At 65.0% G+C, this 19,373-nt stretch carries 19 protein-coding genes; 8 read left to right on the plus strand and 11 right to left on the minus strand.

The features are described 5' to 3' along the window. The first annotated feature begins 53 nt into the window (after window positions 1-53). Both mbfA and WN72_RS44045 read left to right on the plus strand, forming a co-directional pair. Window positions 54-1,025, plus strand: coding sequence for an iron exporter MbfA (gene mbfA / locus WN72_RS44040; protein WP_092219673.1), 972 nt, complete (start codon window positions 54-56; stop codon window positions 1,023-1,025). Window positions 1,026-1,180: 155 nt separating this feature from the next. Then, a complete protein-coding gene (locus WN72_RS44045; protein ID WP_092219720.1) occupies window positions 1,181-2,653 on the plus strand; it encodes an amidase in 1,473 nt (490 codons plus the stop codon). A 62-nt stretch (window positions 2,654-2,715) separates the two neighbouring features. Here the strand turns inward: WN72_RS44045 and WN72_RS44050 are convergent, their stop codons facing one another. Further along, window positions 2,716-3,804: a Zn-dependent alcohol dehydrogenase gene (locus WN72_RS44050; protein ID WP_092219675.1), complete on the minus strand. Its 1,089-nt coding sequence runs from the start codon at window positions 3,802-3,804 to the stop codon at window positions 2,716-2,718. A 44-nt stretch (window positions 3,805-3,848) separates the two neighbouring features. Then, window positions 3,849-5,633, minus strand: a complete 1,785-nt coding sequence (locus tag WN72_RS44055; protein ID WP_092219677.1) for an acyl-CoA dehydrogenase family protein — start codon at window positions 5,631-5,633, stop codon at window positions 3,849-3,851. A gap of 222 nt (window positions 5,634-5,855) precedes the next feature. Between WN72_RS44055 and WN72_RS44060 the strand changes: the two genes are divergently transcribed. Then, window positions 5,856-6,557: an SDR family NAD(P)-dependent oxidoreductase gene (locus tag WN72_RS44060; RefSeq protein WP_027562054.1), complete on the plus strand. Its 702-nt coding sequence runs from the start codon at window positions 5,856-5,858 to the stop codon at window positions 6,555-6,557. 114 nt (window positions 6,558-6,671) lie between these two features. After that, on the plus strand, window positions 6,672-7,502 hold the full coding sequence (locus tag WN72_RS44065) for an enoyl-CoA hydratase (protein ID WP_092219679.1): 831 nt from the start codon (window positions 6,672-6,674) through the stop codon (window positions 7,500-7,502). Between the two features lie 216 nt (window positions 7,503-7,718). Here the strand turns inward: WN72_RS44065 and WN72_RS44070 are convergent, their stop codons facing one another. After that, window positions 7,719-8,609 (minus strand): LysR family transcriptional regulator, encoded by an 891-nt coding sequence (locus WN72_RS44070; protein ID WP_092219681.1) that lies wholly within the window; start codon window positions 8,607-8,609, stop codon window positions 7,719-7,721. 119 nt (window positions 8,610-8,728) lie between these two features. Between WN72_RS44070 and WN72_RS44075 the strand changes: the two genes are divergently transcribed. Further along, window positions 8,729-9,559, plus strand: a complete 831-nt coding sequence (locus tag WN72_RS44075) for an oxidoreductase (RefSeq protein WP_092219683.1) — start codon at window positions 8,729-8,731, stop codon at window positions 9,557-9,559. Between the two features lie 64 nt (window positions 9,560-9,623). Here WN72_RS44075 and WN72_RS44080 read toward each other — a convergent pair whose 3' ends face one another. Together WN72_RS44080 and WN72_RS44085 are read right to left on the minus strand one after the other, a co-directional pair. Further along, a complete protein-coding gene (locus WN72_RS44080; protein ID WP_092219685.1) occupies window positions 9,624-10,247 on the minus strand; it encodes a GNAT family N-acetyltransferase in 624 nt (207 codons plus the stop codon). A gap of 78 nt (window positions 10,248-10,325) precedes the next feature. Next, window positions 10,326-10,529: a DUF1127 domain-containing protein gene (locus tag WN72_RS44085; RefSeq protein WP_027562049.1), complete on the minus strand. Its 204-nt coding sequence runs from the start codon at window positions 10,527-10,529 to the stop codon at window positions 10,326-10,328. A 110-nt stretch (window positions 10,530-10,639) separates the two neighbouring features. Between WN72_RS44085 and WN72_RS44090 the strand changes: the two genes are divergently transcribed. Continuing rightward, window positions 10,640-11,536 (plus strand): transcriptional regulator GcvA, encoded by an 897-nt coding sequence (locus WN72_RS44090; RefSeq protein WP_092219687.1) that lies wholly within the window; start codon window positions 10,640-10,642, stop codon window positions 11,534-11,536. A gap of 144 nt (window positions 11,537-11,680) precedes the next feature. Further along, window positions 11,681-13,006: an MFS transporter gene (gene tcuC / locus WN72_RS44095; protein WP_027562047.1), complete on the plus strand. Its 1,326-nt coding sequence runs from the start codon at window positions 11,681-11,683 to the stop codon at window positions 13,004-13,006. A 163-nt stretch (window positions 13,007-13,169) separates the two neighbouring features. On the opposite strand, the gene WN72_RS44100 is transcribed toward tcuC, so the two are convergent. From WN72_RS44100 to WN72_RS44110, 3 genes are read right to left on the minus strand one after another with little or no spacing between them, the layout of a single operon-like run. Further along, window positions 13,170-13,583, minus strand: a complete 414-nt coding sequence (locus tag WN72_RS44100; protein ID WP_092219689.1) for a Rieske (2Fe-2S) protein — start codon at window positions 13,581-13,583, stop codon at window positions 13,170-13,172. Beyond that, the gene (locus tag WN72_RS44105; RefSeq protein WP_092219691.1) at window positions 13,583-14,692 is read right to left on the minus strand and encodes an amidohydrolase family protein; all 1,110 of its coding nucleotides are present in this window, start codon (window positions 14,690-14,692) and stop codon (window positions 13,583-13,585) included. The genes WN72_RS44100 and WN72_RS44105 overlap by 1 nt, the downstream gene beginning before the upstream one ends. Before the next feature lie 24 nt (window positions 14,693-14,716). Then, window positions 14,717-15,775 (minus strand): amidohydrolase family protein, encoded by a 1,059-nt coding sequence (locus tag WN72_RS44110; protein WP_092219694.1) that lies wholly within the window; start codon window positions 15,773-15,775, stop codon window positions 14,717-14,719. Window positions 15,776-15,917: 142 nt separating this feature from the next. Between WN72_RS44110 and WN72_RS44115 the strand changes: the two genes are divergently transcribed. Further along, window positions 15,918-16,400 (plus strand): CinA family protein, encoded by a 483-nt coding sequence (locus tag WN72_RS44115; RefSeq protein WP_092219696.1) that lies wholly within the window; start codon window positions 15,918-15,920, stop codon window positions 16,398-16,400. A gap of 196 nt (window positions 16,401-16,596) precedes the next feature. On the opposite strand, the gene WN72_RS44120 is transcribed toward WN72_RS44115, so the two are convergent. The 3 genes from WN72_RS44120 to WN72_RS44130 form a co-directional block, all read right to left on the minus strand. Next, entirely contained in the window at window positions 16,597-16,872 is a 276-nt protein-coding gene (locus WN72_RS44120) for a DUF1488 family protein (protein ID WP_027562042.1), read from the minus strand. Window positions 16,873-16,976: 104 nt separating this feature from the next. Further along, complete coding sequence (locus WN72_RS44125; protein WP_092219698.1) at window positions 16,977-17,582, minus strand: tetratricopeptide repeat protein; 606 nt, start codon at window positions 17,580-17,582, stop codon at window positions 16,977-16,979. A 120-nt stretch (window positions 17,583-17,702) separates the two neighbouring features. Continuing rightward, on the minus strand, window positions 17,703-19,172 hold the full coding sequence (locus tag WN72_RS44130; protein ID WP_092219700.1) for an AMP nucleosidase: 1,470 nt from the start codon (window positions 19,170-19,172) through the stop codon (window positions 17,703-17,705). Window positions 19,173-19,373: the final 201 nt, after the last annotated feature.

Raw genomic sequence — 19,373 nt, forward strand, 5'->3', positions numbered from 1 at the left:
CCACGGCGCCCTATATAGTTTAGAACTATTCTAAACTGGATAGCAGTGCCGCCGTGAAGACTTTTGCCGACCTGACCGAGCGCGAGGTGCTTGCGGTCGCGATCTCCTCCGAGGAGGAGGACAGCCGCATCTACATGACGTTCGCCGAGGATTTGCGCGAGCGTTATCCGGACACGGCAAAAATCTTCGAGGAGATGGCCGAGGAAGAGCGTGGCCACCGGCACCGGCTGCTCAAGCTTTACGAGGAGCGGTTCGGCCCGCATCTGCCGCCGATCCGCCGCGAGGACGTCAAAGGCTTTCTGCGCCGGCGCCCGATCTGGCTGACCAAGAACCTGCCGCTCGACACGATCCGGAAGGAGGTCGAGACCATGGAGCTCGAGGCCGAGCGCTTCTACGCGCGCGCCGCCGAGCAGGCCGAGGATGTCGGCGTGCGCCGCCTGCTCGGCGATCTCGCCGAGGAAGAGAAGCACCACGAGAACCGCGCCGTCGCACTCACCGACGAGATCCTGAAGCCCGACGTGCGCGCCGAAGAAGATCGCACGCGGCGGCGGATGTTCGTGCTGCAATATGTGCAGCCGGGCCTCGCCGGCCTGATGGACGGATCGGTCTCGACCCTGGCGCCGCTGTTTGCGGCGGCCTTCGCCACGCACCAGAACTGGCAGACGTTTCTGGTCGGCCTTGCCGCCTCGATCGGCGCCGGCATCAGCATGGGCTTTGCCGAAGCGCTGTCCGATGACGGCTCGCTGACCGGGCGCGGCTCGCCCTGGCTGCGCGGCATCACCTGCGGCGCGATGACCACGCTCGGCGGGCTCGGCCACACCGCGCCCTATCTCGTGCCCGACAGCTGGCCCAACGCGTTCTGGATCGCAACCGCGATCGCCTGCGTCGTCGTGTTCTTCGAGCTATGGGCGATCGCGTTCATCCGCTCGCGCTACATGGACACACCATTCCTCCAGGCCGTATTCCAGATCGTGCTCGGCGGCGCCATCGTGCTCGCGGTGGGGATATTGATCGGGGCGGCGTAAGGTCGCGTCACACTCGGTGTCATCACCGGCCTTGTGCGCAATTGCGCACTGGGGCGGGCGATGACAGCTGCTGACATATCAATCGCCATCAAACGGCGGTTGCGGCCTTCCGCCAAACTGCGCATCATCCCGTCAGTGAAATGCAGGAGCATGCCTTGGCCAAATCGGAATGGAGCTACAAGAGCGCGGTCGAGCTGTCGGACGCGTTGACCGCAAAGAAGGTCTCGGCAGTCGAGCTCACGCAGGACGCAATCAACCGCATCGAACGGCACGACGGCAAGGTCAACGCGATCTGCGTGCGGGACTTTGACCGCGCGATCAGCGCCGCGCGCGAGGCGGACGCCGCGCTGGCACGCGGCGAGCGCAAGCCGCTGCTCGGCCTGCCCATGACGGTGAAGGAATCCTACAACGTCGCCGGCCTGCCGACGACCTGGGGCATTCCCGCGCAGAAGGATTTCATCGCCAAGGAAGACGCCCTGCCGGTCACGCGCGTAAAGGACGCCGGCACCATCGTCCTCGGCAAGACCAATGTGCCGGTCGTGCTCAGCGACTGGCAGAGCTACAACGACATCTACGGGACCACCAACAACCCCTACGATCTCGGCCGCACCCCCGGCGGCTCCTCCGGCGGTTCGTCGGCCGCGCTTGCAGCGGGCTATGGCCCGCTGTCGATCGGCTCCGACATCGGCGGCTCGCTGCGCGTGCCGGCGTTCCATTGCGGCATCTATGCGCACAAACCGACCTTCAACCTCGTTGCGGTGCGTGGGCATGTCGCACCGCCGGCGCCGCCACTGCCGTTTGAGCGCGACCTCTCGGTGATCGGCCCGATGGCGCGCAGCGCCACCGACCTGTCACTCGTGCTCGACGTGATGGCCGGCCCCGATCCGATCGAAGCGGGCATCGCCTACCGGCTCGAATTGCCGCCCGCGCGGCATACGTCTTTCAAGGATTTCCGCGTGCTGGTGATCGACACCGATCCGGTGCTGCCGACCGACACGGCCGTGCGGGGGACCATCAACACGCTCGCCGACAATCTCGCCAAATCAGGCGTGAAGATCGCGCGCAGCAGCCCGCTGCTGCCGGATTTCGCGGCGTCATCGCGACTCTATATGCGGATGCTGATGTCGTTCCTTGCCGCGAGTTTTGCGCCCGATGTCTATGCCGGCGCCAAGGCGGCCGCGGCGGCGCTGCCGGAAATCGACAACAGCCTCGCCGCCGAACGGCTGCGCGGCATCGCGCTGAGCCATCGCGACTGGGTGGCGGCAAATGCCGGCCGCACCCGGCTGCGCGCGCAATGGCGCGAGCTTTTCAAGACCTTCGACGCGGTGATCTGCCCGGTGATGCCGACGGCCGCCTATCCGCACGACCATTCGCCGGACCAGGAACAGCGCCGGATCAAGATCGACGGCAAGGAGCACGTCTATACCGACCAGCTCGCCTGGCCCGGCATCGCGACGCTCCCAGGCCTGCCCTCGACCGCAATCCCCACGGGCTTCGCGCCGGACGGCTTACCGATCGGGGTGCAGATCGTCGGCCCGTGGCTGGAGGACCGCACGCCCCTGAGACTGGCCGAGCTGATCGAGCGCGAGTTCGGCGGGTTCGTGCCGCCGAAGATGTTTGATGACTAGGTCCGCCCGTCATCGCGGAGATTGCGCTTCGCTCCATCCGGGCTACGAACAATGCCCGTTGCTCAGTTATCAAACATGATCACGCTACGCAGCGTCTTGCCCGCTTTCATGTTGGCAAAGCCCTCGTTGATCTCGGAGAGCTTCAGCTTGGCGGAGATCCAGTCCTCGAGGTGCAGCCGGCCGCGCAAATAGAAATCGACCAGGCGTGGCATGTCGACGCGGAAATGGTTGGAACCCATCGAGGAGCCCTGGATCCGGCGCTCGCGCAAGAAGTCAAAGCCGTGCAGCTCGATCTTCTGGCCGAACGGGATCATGCCGACGATGGTGGCGGTGCCGCCCGAAGCGAGCATGCCGAAGGCCTGCTCGGCGGTTTCCTTGCGGCCGAGCACCTCGAAGGAGTGTTGCACGCCGCCATTGGTGAGGTCGCGCACCTGCTTCACGACGTCGCCGTCGGCGGGATTGATGATGTCGGTGGCGCCGAGCTTGGTCGCGAGCTGGAGCTTTGCCGGATTGGTGTCGATGGCGATGATGCGGCCAGCACCGGCGATCTGCGCGCCGTTGATCGCGGCCATGCCGACGCCGCCGCAGCCGATCACGGCCACGGTCTCGCCGGCCGTCACCTTCGCCGTGTTCACCACCGCGCCGTAGCCGGTGATGACGCCGCAGCCGATCAGCGCGGCGAGATCGAGCGGCATTTCCTTCCTGATTTTGACGATCGCGTTCTCGTGCACCAGCATCTGCTCGGCGAAGGACGAGAGATTGAGGAACTGGTTCAGCTTCTCCGCCCTGTTCCACTGCATCCGGTTGGACGCGCCCGGCAGCATCTTCACCGTGGTGTCGGTGCAGAGCACGGTGCGGCCCGTGGTGCAATTGTCGCAGGTACCGCAGAACACTGACAGGCACGTGACGACGTGATCGCCCGGCTTCACGTAGGTGACGTCGGAGCCGACCTGCTCGACGATGCCGGCGGACTCGTGCCCGAGCACCGCGGGCAGCGGATGCGGATAGAGGCCTTCCATGAAGTGCAGGTCGGAGTGGCAGAGGCCGGCGACCGCGGTGCGGATCAGGACCTCGCGCGGACCGGGTTTCGGCAGGCTGACATCCTCGATCACCAGAGGCTTGTTGACTTCATAGAGGACGGCGGCCTTCATCGAGCACTCCCTATCGCGTTTTTTGTTTGATCGTGGCGTGCAGCCTACGCCGCCAGAACCAGTTCGCCAACCTCACTCATGCCGGCTGAGCGGTCACCGAGCAGCAGCGCCGCGATCTTCGCTTGCGTCGCATTTTCCGTCAGCCGGAACGGATCGCTTGGCGTCACGCGATGGTCGATGACGAGGCGCGACAGCAGCAGCCGGCGTGCATCGCCGCGCATTGCGTGGATGCGGTGCGCCTCCCAGGCGAGCGCGACCGCGCTTGCGACATGATAGAGCAGGCTGGTGGCGCGCCGCGCATCGGCCTCGTTCTCCGACTTGCCCGCGACCTCGCGCGCGAAGCCGACCGCACGATCAGTGAGCCCGCGCAAATTGTCGCGCCAGGCCCGCGGCACGGAGGCGCTATCATCGAGCCGCGCGTGCAGATCCGCGGCGAGCGCCGATTCGGCACCGTGACGGCCAACCGCGCGACGGAGCGCATCGATGGCGACGATGTTGCCGGTCCCCTCCCAGACCGAGCCGAGATGCGCATCGCGCAACAGGCGCGGCGTGGCGAACTCCTCGATATAGCCGATGCCGCCGCGCATCTCGAGCGCATCGCCGCAGACCTTTCGCGCATCGCGCGTCGCGCGGAATTTCAATGTCGGTGTCAGGATGCGCAGCAGCGCCGCCGCATCCTGGCTGCCGGCTTCCGCGCGGTCGAGCGCGTCAGCGGTGAGAAAGCTCATCGACAGCGCCTGCTCGACCGGCAGCATGATCTTCAGCATCTGCCGCCGTCCCAGCGGCAGGTCGATGATGCGGTTGCCGAACACCACGCGGTTCTTCGCCACCGTCATGGCGTCATGATAGGCGCGGCGCATCAACGCGGTGGACTTCACACCGTTGGAGAGCCGCGACGAGTTCACCATCTCGGCCATCTGTACGAAACCGCGGTCGAGCTTGCCGACGGCATAGGCGATCGCGCCTTCGAGCTTGATCTCCCCCGAGGCCATCGAACGGGTGCCGAGCTTGTCCTTCAGGCGCACGATCCGGTAGTGGTTCTGCGAGCCGTCGTCGAGGAAGCGCGGCATCAGGAACAGGCCGACGCCGCGCGTGCCGGGGCCCGCGCCTTCCGGGCGCGCCAGCAGCATCACGACCTTGGCGTCGGCATTCGAGCAGAACCATTTCTCGCCATAGAGCCGCCAATGGTCGCCCTCCTGCACCGCACGCGTGGTCAGCGTGCCGACGTCGGAGCCGCCCTCCTTCTCGGTCATGAACTGGCCGCCCTGCGTCAGCTTGCTCATATCGGTCGAGGTCAGGCCGTCCAGATATTTCGCTTTCAGCGCATCGTCACCGAAATTGGCGAGCAACTTGGCGCAGCCGTCGGTGACGTTGATCGGGCAGCCCATGCCGAATTCGGTCTGGTTGAAAAGGAAGGTGAAGGCGTGTTTTGCGACGACAGGATATTTGTCCGGCCAGCCCATGATGCCCTTAGCGATCGAGAGCGCGTGGATGCCGAACTCGCCGAACGCGGCGTTCTCCAGCTCGCGGTAGGCCGGGTGATATTCGATCCACTGCACGTCGCGGCCGAACTTGTCGCGCTGATGCAGCACCGGCGTGTGCCGGTCGGCGAGCCGCGCGCATTCGTCGAGATGGCCGCCGGCGAGCTCGCCGAGGCGATCGAGATGCGGCTCGATGTGGCGAAATAGATTGTCGGGCAAATGGATGCGCAAGAGATCAGTCAAGGCAGGATCGGCACGGTAGAAATTCATGCCCGTGGTATCGGGCGCCAGCAGGCCCGATGGCTCGGCCGCGACATGTTTCGGCTGCGCTGTGACCGGCTTGTGCATGATCGTCCTCTTCGTTTCCGCCCGGCGGCAATTCTTATCGCTTGCCGCTTTGGATGATGTCGATCATGCTCCCATCGCAAAGGCGGATAAAGCCGCAATATGTCAGGGAGGCATGATCGCCGTGAAGGAGCAATTCGCTCTGCGGAATTGTGATTGACCCGGCTGGTTGTCCGCGTGGACCATGCATAGATCAGCGGCACCCCGTCTCCGAGAGATCAACCCATGGAACATCCGAAATACAAGATCGCCCTCATCGTCGGTGCCGGCGAAGGCTTGAGCGCCTCGCTGGCGCGCCTGCTCTCCGCGCAAGGCATTCGCGTCGCGCTGGCCGCGCGCAAGGTCGAGAAGCTCGGCGCGCTCTGCACCGAGACCGGCGCGAAGGCCTATGCCTGCAACGCGACCGAGCCCGACGAGGTCGAGCGCCTGTTTGGCCTCGTCGAACGCGAGATCGGCACGCCCGACCTCGTCGTCTACAATGCCTCTGGCCGCTCGCGCGGTCCGTTCGTCGACCTCGTGCCGGCCGAGGTCGCGAACGCGATCGCGGTCAGCGCCTATGGCGGCTTCCTGGTGGCGCAGCAGGCGGCAAAACGCATGCTGCCGAACAAGCACGGCGCGATCCTGTTCACGGGCGCGTCCGCCAGCGTCAAGGGTTATGCGCAGTCGGCGCCGTTCGCGATGGGCAAGTTCGCGCTGCGCGGCCTCGCGCAGAGCATGGCGCGCGAATTGTCGCCGCAGGGCATCCACATCGCGCATTTCGTCATCGACGGCGGCATCAGGAGTGCAGCGCACGCCGAGCCGGCCGACAAGCCGGATTCGCTGCTCGATCCCGATGCGATCGCGGAGAGCTATTGGAGCGTGCTGCAGCAACCGCGCAGCGCCTGGAGCTGGGAGATCGAGCTGCGGCCCTGGGTGGAGAAGTTTTGAAGAAGCTGCCGTAGGGTGGGCAAAGGCGCAACACGCCGTGCCCACGATCTCGAACCCAAGAACCAATGGTGGGCACGCTTCGCTTTGCCCACCCTACGAGAGCAGGGAGGAACAATGAGCAGCGAAACCACCATCGACACCGGCACCAATGAACTCCTCTGCGTTATCCGCGACCGCGTCGCCGTAATCACGCTGAACCGGCCGGATGCGCGCAATTCGCTGTCGGACACGCTGACGCCGGCGCTGCGCACGATGATCCGGACCTGTGGCGAAAGCCCTGATGTCGGCGCGCTGCTGCTCACCGGCGCGGGCGAGGCGTTCTGCGCCGGCGGCAACGTCAAGGGCATGGGCGCGCATCGCGACCCGAAGAAGCTCGAAATGTCGTTCGACGACAAGGTCGCCGATCTCCAGGAGCGGCAGCGGCTGCTCACCGGCGCGCTGGTGTCGGTGCGCAAGCCGACCATCGCCGCCCTGCCCGGCCCCGCGGTCGGCGCCGGGCTCGCCATCGCCATGGCCTGCGACATCCGCATCGCCGCGGAATCGGCCTTCGTCGCCACCGGCTATGCGCGCGTTGCGCTGTCAGGCGATTACGGCATCGCCTGGCTGCTCACGCGCCTCGTCGGCACCGCGCGGGCGCGCGAATTGATGTTCACCGGCGACCGCGTCGATGCCGCGCGCGCCGAGACAATCGGCCTCGTCAACCGCGTCGTGCCCGACGACAAGCTGCAGGCCGAAGCTTTCGCGCTGGCCAAATCGCTCGCCGAAGGCCCGCGCCTCGCGCTGCGCTACATGAAGGATAATCTCGACGAAGCCCTGCTGTTCGACTTCGAGACCGCCAGGGATCACGAGGCCGAACGGCTGATCCGCCTGACCACGACCGCCGATCACAAGGAGGCGGTGCAGGCCTTCATCGAGAAGCGGAAAGCGGTGTTCACGGGGAAGTAGCGACAAATTCGAGCATCTTTTCCCGTCCCCCCGCGCAACGGCGGAGCCGTTGTCGCTCGGGGTGGCCGCCCCTTCGCGGCCCTCGAAGGGCGACGGCCCGGCTGTGGCTGCGAGTGGCGTGTCACGAGCAGCCGGGCCGTTCATCCTTCGAGGCCCCTCATGGGACGCGTTGCGTCCCATGCCTCGCACCTCAGGATGACGGGATGCGAGACGCGGCTACTTGGCAGGCGCCTGCGCAAAATCCACGAACGCCCGCAACGCGGCCGGCAATTGGCGGCGGCTGGGGTAGTACAGGAAGAAGCCGGGATAGGCCGGGCACCAGTCGGCGAGCACGCGCACCAGCTTGCGCTTGGCCAGCAGCCCTTCGACCTGCTGCTCGAAGACGTAGGCGAGGCCGATGCCATCGAGCGCGGCATCGACCATCAGGTCCTGGTCGTTCATCGTGAGCGGGCCGGTCACGTCGATGGCGAGCTCGATGCCGCCGCGCTCGAACTCCCAGTGATAGAGGGCACCTGACGTGAAGCGGTAGCGGATACAGGGCAGGCCCTTCAGGTCGTGCGGCGTGCTTGGCGCCTTGCGCGATTTGAAGAAGGCGGGCGCGCCGACAACCGCAAAACGGTGCCGCGGGCCGATCGGCACCGCGATCATGTCGGCGGCAATGGTCTCACCAAAACGCACGCCGGCATCGAAGCCGGCCGCGACCATGTCGATCAGGGCATCGTTGATGACGATCTCGACGCTGACGTCGGGGAATTCATTCAGGAAGCGCGTCACGATCGGCAGCAGCACGAGCTGCGCCGACTGGCGCGCGGCGGTAAAGCGCAGCGTCCCGGCGGGCTTGCCGCGGAAATTGTTGAGGTCTTCCAGCGCGTCGTCGATATCGCGGAAGGCCGGCGTGATGCGGGCGAACAGGCGCTCGCCGACCTCAGTGAGCGCGACGCTGCGGGTGGTGCGGTTGACGAGCCGCAGGCCGAGGCGCTCCTCGATATTGCGCAAGCCGTGCGACAGCGCCGATGGCGTGACGCCGAGCTCGGTCGCCGCCGCGCGAAAACTGCGGTGGCGGGCGATGGCGAGGAAGGTCGCGAGGTCGGACGGGTCGATCCGCATTAATGAATTTTTCTCAACAGATTACCAAATATATAGCGGATTATCTCAGCTATGGCGAGCCGCTACACCTTGCCCATCGGCTTCGGCAATCGCCGGGCCCAAATGGAAAGGGCAACACCATGCGCGTCTGGTTCATCACAGGAGCATCCCGCGGATTTGGCGCGTTGATCGCAGAAGCAGCCTTGAAGGCCGGCGATGCCGTGGTCGCGACCGCCCGCGATCCGTCGACCGTCACCGCCCGGCTCGGCAGCCACGAGCGGCTGCTCGCGACCCGGCTCGACGTCACCAGCGAGGCCGAGGCGCATGAGGCCGCCGGCCAGGCCGTGAAGAAGTTCGGCCGCATCGACATCCTCGTCAACAATGCCGGCTACGGCCTGCTCGGCGCGATCGAGGAAGCCAGCGACGCGGAAACGCAAAAGCTGTTCGGCACGAACGTGTTCGGCCTGCTCGGCGTCACCCGCGCGGTGCTGCCGCATATGCGCCGCCAGCGCTCGGGCCACGTCATCAACATCTCGTCGGTCGGCGGCTACGCCGGCTATCCCGGCTGGGGCGTCTATGGCGCGACCAAGTTCGCGGTCGAAGGCATCAGCGAAGCGCTGGCGGGCGAAGTCGCACCGCTCGGCATCAAGGTCACCGTGGTCGAGCCGGGCTTCTTCCGCACCGACTTCCTCCACGACAGCTCGCTGTCGCGCACCGTGCAGGTGATCGACGATTATCACGAGAGCGTCGGCAGGACCCGCGCGCATGCGGCCGACGTCAATGGCGGCCAGCGCGGCGACCCGCGCAAGCTGGCGCAGGCCTTCCTGAAGCTGGTCGATGCGAAGAACCCGCCGCTGCGGCTGCCGCTCGGCAGCGACACCGTGGAGCGGATCGAGGCCAAGAACACTTTCGTGGCGCGGGAGCTGGCGGGATGGCGCTCGGTCGCGACCTCGACCGATTTCACCGAATGACGGCGCTGCGTAAGGACAAAAAAATGCCCGGCGCTGGCTTGGCCAGGCCGGGCTCGGAGTGATGTCAGGCCGAGGCTGAGGGGCTATCGGCCTGACGGGAAAGAGCTGCGAGGCGCCAGCTCGCACAGGGAATGTCCTTTGGCGCAACGTTGATCTCCTTGTCGAAGCGTACCAGCTTCCAGTCGTCGGGATGGTTGACGAAGGCGAAGCCGGCTTTGCGCGCGAGCGAGATCATGCTCTCGTTGGAGCGCAGCGTGTCGCCGAACATGTGCTCGGCGCCGAGCGCAGCGGCGCGGCATCCGAGATTGTTCATCAGCGCCGTGGCGATGCCGTGGCCCTGCCAGTGGTCATCGACCGACAGCCCGAACTCGAGCGTCGAGGTCTCGGCATGGAAGGCGTAGCGGGCCTCGGCGACAATGGTCTCGAAACCGTCGACCATCTTGGTCGCGACCACGGTGAATCGTTCGCGCGCTCCAACGTCGAGGAATTCGCTCAGCAGGCCCTTCGGCAATTCGCTGATCGCGCCGAAGAAGCGGTTGTAGCGGGAGCCAGTCGTGAGCGAGCGGAAATAGTGCTGAAGCTCCTCGGTGTCGCGCGGCTCGACGAAGCGAACGTTGACCACCTCGCCGTTGCGCGTGCGCAGCGTGTCCGAATATTGCTTCAGGTCTTCCAGGCGAAGGGTGCTCATGACACATGCCCCCAAAGGGACCAAAGGCGAAAGGGACCGCCGGCGCCCCTGATTAGGCGGCGCCGGCCCGGCGGCCAATCAGGCCCGCCAGAAGGGTTTCTCAGCCTCGTAGGCAATGTCCGACCACGACAGCCCGACATCGTGGAGATCGCGGGCGGTCCAGTTGGTGAGCTCGCGCCGGGTCCGGTAGCGCTCGTGCCAGACGTGCAGCGTCTCGCCGATCTGCTGGATCAGCCCGGGTGCATGATGATTTGTCATCGAATTGTGGGTCAACGTGGACATGTTCAGCTCCTTGAGCTAACTTGACCCCTAACATCTGCCTCCCGGTGCGCTGCGACAAACGACAATTTGTACCTTTTCGCATGAAATAACGTCATGCATCCTGCTGCCAGATGACTGCCAGATTGCCCTCGCTGAACGGATTGCGGGCCTTCGAGGCCGCCGCGCGCCATCTCAGCTTCACGCTGGCGGCGTCGGAGCTGAACGTGACCCAGACCGCGATCAGCCATCAGATCCGCAGGCTCGAGGAGGAGCTCGGCATCCGCCTGTTCATCCGGCAGAACCGCGCGCTGGCGCTGACGCCGGAGGCCCGCGATTACCTCCCGGGCGTCCGCGCCGCCTTCAACGACCTGCGCCTCGCCACCGACCGCCTGCTGCGCAAGGACGACGACAAGGTGCTGACGGTCTCGACGCTGGCCTCGCTCGCCGCCAAATGGTTGCTGCCGCGGCTGACCGATTTCCAGGAGCAGCACCCTGGCATCGACGTCCGGATCACGACATCGACGAGCCTCGTCGACTTCCAGCGCGACAATGTCGATGCCGCGATCCGCTATGGCCGCGGCCAATGGCCGGGCCTGCGCGCGGACTGGCTGATGGCGGACGAGCTGTTTCCGGTGTGCAGCCCATCACTGCTGCGCGGCGACCGGGCGCTGCACGTGGTTGAGGATCTCAAGGACCATGTGCTGCTCCACACCACCAACAACACCGACGACTGGCGGCTATGGCTGACGGCGGCAGGCCTGCCGACCAACATTTCGCAGCAGCCCGGCCTCACCTTCGACATGACCTTCATGACCGTGCAGGCGGCGATCGACGGCATGGGCGTGGCGATGGGGCGAACCAGCTACGTCCAGGATGACATTGCCAAGGGTCGGCTCGTGGTGCCGTTCAGGATTGCGCTGCCGGCCGATGCCGGCTTCTACCTGGTCTCGCCGCAGGGCCGGCGCGAGGCACCGAAGCTCGCCGCCTTTCGCCAATGGCTGGTCGCTGCAACGCAAAATAAGGCCTGAAAAATCATCAGCTTCCGCGGCAAATTCAATTGACTCGCAGCGCCCCGCGCGGGAAGGGGTAAGACAGATTGTCGCAGCATCAATCTGTCGCCTTGCCGTGAAATGAGTTCCGGTCCGGCCACCGTCTTGAAGGGGAGCAACGCCATGGCTGGACCAGCAACCAACCCGCCCGCAATCAAGTCGCGCATCGGCGCGATCCTGCGCGCCACTAGCGGCAATTTCCTCGAGCAGTTCGACTTCTTCCTGTTCGGCTTCTATGCCGCCGCGATCGGCAAGGCGTTCTTCCCCTCGACCAACGAGACCGCCTCGCTGCTCAACACATTTGGCGTGTTCTGGCTCGGCGCGTTGATGCGGCCCGTCGGGGCGATCGTGCTTGGCGCCTACATCGACCGCATCGGCCGCCGTCAGGGCCTGATCGTCACGCTCGGCATCATGGCCATCGGCACCGTCGTGATTGCGTTCTGCCCGAGCTATGCGACCATCGGCATCGCAGCACCTGTCATCGTGCTGATCGGTCGCCTATTGCAGGGCTTTTCCGCCGGCGTCGAGCTCGGCGGCGTGTCGGTGTATCTCGCGGAGATCTCGACCCCAGGCAATCGCGGCTTCTACACTTCGTTCCAGTCGTCGAGCCAGCAGGTCGCGATCTTCGTCGCCTCGATCCTCGGCTACATCCTCTCCGAGCTGATGCCGGCCGATACCGTCGCGTCCTGGGGCTGGCGCATTCCCTTCTTCGTCGGCTGCCTGATCATTCCCTTGATCTTCTTCCTGCGGCGGACGCTGGAAGAGACGCCGGCGTTCCTCGCGATGAAGAAGCACCCGACCGCGAGCGAGGTGTTCGCCTCCGCGCTCGCCAATTGGCGCATCGTCATCCTCGGCATGATGATCGCGATCCTGACCACGACGACGTTCTATTTCGTCACCGTCTACACGCCGACCTTCGGCAAGACCGTGCTGAAGCTGTCGACGCAGGATGCGCTGCTGGTGACGCTGCTCGTCGCCGTCACCAACTTCATCTGGAATCCGGTCGGCGGCGCATTGTCCGACCGCATCGGCCGCAAGCCAGTGCTGCTCGCCATCGCGAGCCTCTCGCTCCTCACCGCCTATCCGGCGCTGAGCTGGCTGGTGGCCGCGCCGACCTTCGGCAAGTTGCTCGCGGTCGAGATGATGTTCTCGTTCTATTTCGGCATGTACAGCGGCACCATGCTCGGCGCGCTGGTCGAGATCGTGCCGGCGCATGTGCGCACCACCTGCTTCTCGCTGGCCTTCGCGCTCGCCGCCGCGCTGTTTGGCACCTTCACGCCGTTCGCCTCGACCTGGCTGATCGAGCAGACCGGCAACAAGGCCGCGCCGGGCGCCTGGCTGATGTTCGCGGCTGTGCTCGGCATCATCGCCGCGCTGATCGTCTATCGCGGCGGCGGCAAGACGGTGCCTACATATGATCCGGTGGTGGAGCCGGTTGCGGGGCATTGATGGTCTGTCTTCACCTCTCCCCGCTTGCGGGGAGAGGTCGGATCGCTCTTGCGATCCGGGTGAGGGGTACAGGTCTCTCGACGACCGCTCGTGTGGAGGGAAGCCCCTCCCCCCAACCCTCTCCCCGTAAGAACGGGGCGAGGGGGCGCACCGTCGGTGCCGCTTACAGCTCCACCACCACGTAGTCGCTCTCGACCTTCACCGGAATCGTCTCGGCGACATACGGCCCCTTCACCACGCTCGCGCCGGGCTCGACATGGGCCGAATACGCTTTCACGCGGAAGCGGCGGGGGTCGCAATAGGACTGGCCGGTGCGGATATCGAACTCCCAGCCGTGCCAGGGGCAGCGGATGATCTCGCCGAGCTTGGTGTATTCGATCTCGCCGGGATTGCTCGACTGCGCGAGGCCGATCAGCGGACCCTCGCACAGCGCCGCGCCCTGATGCGGGCACCGGTTCATCAGGCCGAAATATTCGCCCTTGATGTTGAAGACCGCGATCGGCCGGCCGTCGATCTCCAGAAATTTTCGTGTGCCGGGCGGAAGCTCATCGACCGCGGCGATCACATGCCGCGCCATCAATTAATCCCGTACAACTTCTTGGCATTGCCGAGATAGAACGCCTCGCGGTTGGCTTCGCTCACGCCTGCCGGCAAGACGCGCGACGGCTCGTCATAATCCCAATGCGGATAGTCAGTCGCGAACAAGAGCCGGTCCCAACCGATCCATTTGATGACATCGAACAGATCCTCGCGCCGCTCCGGATCCTCCATCGGCTGCGTCGTCCACCACACCTGCTCGCGGATATATTCGGACGGCGGCCGCTTCACATGCGGCACCTCACTGCGCAGCCGCTGCCAGGCCTTGTCGAGCCGCCACGCCAGCGACGGCGCCCAGCCGAAGCCGGCCTCGATCATCACCATCTTCAGCTTGGGGAAGCGTTCGAACACGCCTTCCAGCACGAGGCTCGCCAGCGCCGATTGCTGGCACTGCGAGTGCCCCACCATCTCCTCGATGTAATAGGACGGCCAGCCCGACGGCGTGATCGGGTTGCCGCCGAAGCCGAAGGCGTGCACGCCGACAGGAAGGCCGGCCTCTTCCGCGGCCTGGTAGATCGGCCAATAGCGGCGCTGGCCGAGCGGCTCGACGTTGCGACTGAGTAAGAGAACCTGCACGAAATTCTTGTCGCCGGCACGCTCGCGGATTTCCGCGGCGGCCGACAGGCCGTCCTCATTGCCGACGACGATCGACGCCTTCAGTCGCTTGTCCTTGCTGGTCCATTTGTCGATCTGCCAGTCGTTGATCGCCGAGCACAGCGCGGCCGAAAGCTCGTGATTGCGGATGCCCTGCCCGGTGTTGAGCGGATTGAGCACGCCCAGCTGCACATTGTTGGGATCGAGCAATTGCTCCTGCATGAAGGAGAGCGAGGAGCCCTGCGGCCCGCCTTCCGGCGGATAGGCATCGCGGCGCGAGGCGTTGGGCTGGGCTTTCGGATAGGGCGGGCCTTCCATCATGCCCTGATAGGCATGGACGCCATAGATTTCGAGATGATGCTGCCAGCGTTTGGCGAGATACGGGTAAAGCTCGGTGCGGGTGGCGCGGGCCGGATGGATGTCGCAATCCGCGATCGCGCTTTTCGTCGTCAGGGGGGAAGCGGCTTCTTGGTTCTCGCGGAACTGGATATTCATCGCCTTGCCTCCTTTGGCAGCGGCTCACGTCAGGCGGGGATAGGTTGCATGCGGATTGTCGATCATGATCTTGCGCACGAGATCGGGGGACAGACCCTCGGGCAGCGCGTCCTGGCCATCGAACTGCCAGTGCGGATAGTCCGTGGAGAATAGGACCAATTCGCCGGACTGCATATGATCAAACAGGCGAATTAATGTCTCAGGCTCCGGCGGCGCATCAAAAGGCTGTAAAGAGAAGCGGATGTTGCTGCGCACAATCTCCAGCGGCGCGCGATCGACCCAGGGCGTCTCCATCCGCACCCCGCGCCAGAACTTGTGCAGGCGCCAGAGATAAGGCGCGATCCAGGAGACGCCGGATTCCAGCATCACCATTTTCAGCCGCGGATACTTTGCGAACACGCCCTCGACGATCAGGCTGGTGAGCTGGGTCTGGAACGCCTGGGCCTGACCGACATAATCCTCGATGTGATAGGAACCCCAGCCGACCGAGGTCGGCGGATTGTGATAGGCGGAACCGGCATGGATGCCGACGGCAAGTTCCAGCCGTTCCGCGGCCTCGTAGATCGGCCACAGCGCGCGCTTGCCGAGCGGGGTGTCGCCCATCACGAGCATCAGCACCTGTACGAAGCGCTTGTCCGGCGCGCAGCGCTCGATCTCGGCGACTGATTTCTCGACGCTCTGCGTCGGGATCACGATCGAGCCGCGCAGCCGCGAATCGCGATCGAGCCACTCCTTGACGAGCCAGTCGTTCAGCGCGCGGCAGAAGGCGGCCTGCATGTCCTCGGAAAACACCATCTGCACGCCGTAAAGCGGATTGCAGATGGCAAGCTTGAGCTGGAAGGGATCGAGCACATGGCGCTGCATGTCCTCGAGGCTTTCGCCCGGCTTGCCAGTCTCGGGACGCCAGTCAGGGCGCGCCACGATCGGCGAGTTCTTCGGGTAGGATTGCGAGACGAGATCGACCATGCCGCGCGTCGTCACCTGATCGCGCCAATAGTCGCTCAGGTACGGCAGTAGGCTGGTCAGATGCGGCACGGCTGGATGCACATCGCAATCCACCCCGCCGGCGATCAGGGACGCCATGACGTCTCCTTCGCGTTTCCTCGTCTCGTCTTGCTCTGTCCGCCATTCAAGCAGGCCTGCCCGTCGCCCGCAACTCGGCCAAGGCTTCTGTCATATGCTAGGAAGGCTGGGCTCAATTGCGAAGGCATAAGGGGTCAAAGGGATGAAAGAGCTCGTCGGCATTGCGGAACAGGTCGCGGCCAAACTGATCGCGCGCAAACAGACCATTGCTATCGCCGAATCCTCCGCCGGCGGCCTGATCGCGGCCAGCCTGCTCGCGGTGCCCGGCGCCTCCGCCTATTTCCTCGGTGGCGCCGTGGTCTATACCCGCGATGCCAGGCGCGTGCTGATGGATATTTCGGACGAAGGAATGAAGGGCTTTCGTTCCTCATCGGAGCCTTACGCAACACTGCTCGCCGAACGGATGCGCAGCCGCTTTAACTCCGACTGGGGCCTCTCCGAGACCGGCGCAGCCGGCCCCACCGGCAACCGCTACGGTGACGCCGCCGGCCACAGCTGCATGGCGGTCGCAGGGCCCACGGCCGAGGTGATGACGCTGGAGACAGGTGGCAACGACCGGTTCGCCAACATGCAGGTGTTCGCGGCGACGGCGCTGAGGTTGTTGTTGAGGAAGCTGGAGGAGTGAGCCTGCTGTGCTGGCAGCAATCACGCTCCACGTACCGTCATCCTGAGGTGCTCCCCTTGCATCGCAAGGGGAGCCTCGAAGGACGACGGCCCGGCTGCATCTCGGCCGTTCATCCTTCGAGGCTCTCCACGCGGCGTGTTGCGCCACGTGTCTCGCACCTCAGGATGACGGAGAGGGATTTTTGCTCGCGGCGACATCACCTCCCCAAATGCCGCATGAAAATCCGCACCACATAGCCCTGCACCCGCGGCGCCTCGTCGTAAATGTCCGAGGCGATGCGCTCGATGGTCTCGCGCAGCGACAGGAACTGCGCCTGGCGCGCGCTGCTTTCGGTACCTTGCATGCCCGCGAGCTCGTCCATCGCGGCATCAGAGATCTGGCACTGCACGACCTCGTCATCACGCATCATCGTGAAGCGAAAGGCCAGCCGTTCGAGATCATGGCCGATGATTTTGTCGCGCATCAGTGGCATCAAGTCGTCCCGGTCGCGCCCCGCGCCGGACAATGCTGAAATTTTGACGACTTGTCACCATGCCTGGAGCGGGTTGCGCTTCGCAGCCAACCCACTCCGCGCGTTCAGTAGACGAGTGCCGTGCCGGTCGGCTTCTCCAGTGCCGCAGCCAGGGATTTGTACTCCTCGCAAGCCGTCCCGCAAATGGCGGCAATCCGGCTCAGATGATACATCGCCTGCTCGCGATTGCCCTGCTCGAGCTGCCAGAGTCCATAGTACTGCCAGGTCAGCACGTGGTTCGGATCAGCCTTGAGCGCGCGCTGGTACCAGACCTGCGACTGCTCGTAATCGCCGAGCTTGCGATAGGAGTAGCCGATGAGGTTGGCGACGTTCGGATGGTCGTCATGGCCGAGCGACTTCAATTGCGCGATCGCGGCCGCATAGTCGTTGCGCTCGTAGATCGTGTCATAGGCGACGCGATAGCCGGCCGCGAATGCGGGATCGCCGATGCTGGACTGGTTGTTCGGCTTCTTGCCCTTCTGCGTTGCCCTGCTGCCCGGGCGCTTCGGATAGGTCGGTTGCGGTTTCTGAGCTGAATAGGCGCCGGCATAGGGATCGGTGCCACCGCCGCCTCCACCACCCCCGCCCCCGCCGGCGGCCAGCGCCGGCGCGTTCAACACGGCTGCCGCAAACGTACCCAGCGCGACGAGCCTGATCATCGTCGTGAGCATCTCGGTCTCCTGTCCTGTTTCGAGCGGCCCCGGACGAAGTGATAACCCTGTCGTAGCGGCGATATTCCAGGACGCTGTGCTCACGGAGACGTCAGCGTTCGTACGGCAGGTCTGTTGTCCTTACTGGAACGCGACTTCGGCGAAGCTGCGGAGTTTTCGCGAGTGCAGCCGCTCGGATTCCTGCTGCTTCAGCCGCTCCAGCGCCTTCAGGCCGATCTCGAGATGCTGGCCGACGCGGCGACGGTAGAATTCGCTGGCCATGCCGGCGAGCTTGATCTCGCCATGCAGCGGCTTGTCGGAGACGCAGAGCAGCGTGCCGTAGGGAACGCGGAAGCGATAGCCGTTGGCAGCGATCGCGGCCGATTCCATGTCGAGCGCCACCGCGCGCGATTGCGACATACGGCGGATCACGGCGGGCCCGGAGATCTCCCAATTGCGGTTATCGACACTCGCTACTGTGCCGGTGCGCATCAAGCGCTTGAGCTCGAACCCCTCAAGCCCGGTGACATCCTCGACGGCTTGTTCGAGTGCGACCTGCATCTCGGCCAGCGCCGGGATCGGCACCCAGAGCGGCAGCTCGCGGTCGAGCACATGGTCCTCACGCACATAACCATGCGCGAGCACGTAGTCACCGAGACGCTGCGTGTTGCGCAGGCCCGCGCAATGGCCGAGCATCAGCCAGGCGTGCGGCCGCAGCACCGCGACATGGTCGGTGACGTTGCGCGCGTTGGACGGGCCGGTGCCGATGTTGATCAGGCTGATGCCGCGATAGCCCGGCGTGACAAGATGGAAGGCAGGCATCTGCGGCGCGCGCACGGGCGCCGTCCCGCTGGTCGCGCCGCCATTCTGCATGATCACATTGCCGGGCGCGACGAAGGAGTCGAGGCCAGCCTCACCCGACTGAAGCCGCTGCTGGCAGAGCTGCGCGAAGGCATCGACATAGAACTGGTAGTTGGTGAAAATGACAAAGTTCTGGAAATGCTCGGGATCGGTGCCGGTGTAGTGATAGAGCCGGCGCAGCGAGTAATCGACGCGCGCCGCGCGGAACAGCGAGAGCGGCTCGGGCGCACCAGGCTGGAGCTCGAAGGTGCCGTCAGCGATGGAATCGTCCATAGTGGCGAGATCGGGCACGTCGAACGCATCGCGCAGCGATCGCGTGACGGTGGAATTCTCGCTGGTGGTGATGGCGGCTTCGATATTGATGTCGCGGCGATAGGCGAAATGGATCGGGATCGGCTCGGCGGATTCGCCGATCTCGACGGGCACGCCGTGGTTTTGGATCAGAAGGCCGATCTGCTCGATCAGGTACGCGCGAAACAGGTCCGGCCGCGTCACGCTGGTCTCGTGCACGCCGGGTCCGGCGACGAAGCCGTAAGCGAGACGCGAATCCAGCCGCGCATGCGTCGCGGTGGTGACGCGGACGAAGGGATAATAGGCCCGCACCCGTGTCGTGACGGCTTCGCCATTGACGTAAGCCTCGAACCGGTCGCGCAGGAATTTTGTATTGCGCTCGTAGATCTCCTCGAGCCGGGCGACGGCGAGGCTGGCGTCGGTGAAGGATTTTGTGGCGATGGAGGGGGGAGATTGCATTGGTCGACCGCCGGTTTGCTGAGGCTTGAGTCGAACTATAGCAAAGAAGGCGGTGCCGTAGGGTGGGCAAAGCGAAGCGTGCCCACCATCCTGCTCATCGTAAGAAATGGCGGGCACGGAGCGTTGCGCCTTTGCCCACCCTACGAGATCACGCCGCTGTCATGCCCCGGCTTGACCGGGACATCCAGCACGCCGCGGCCT

The sequence above is a fragment of the Bradyrhizobium arachidis genome, from assembly GCF_015291705.1.
In the GTDB taxonomy this organism is placed as follows: domain Bacteria; phylum Pseudomonadota; class Alphaproteobacteria; order Rhizobiales; family Xanthobacteraceae; genus Bradyrhizobium; species Bradyrhizobium arachidis.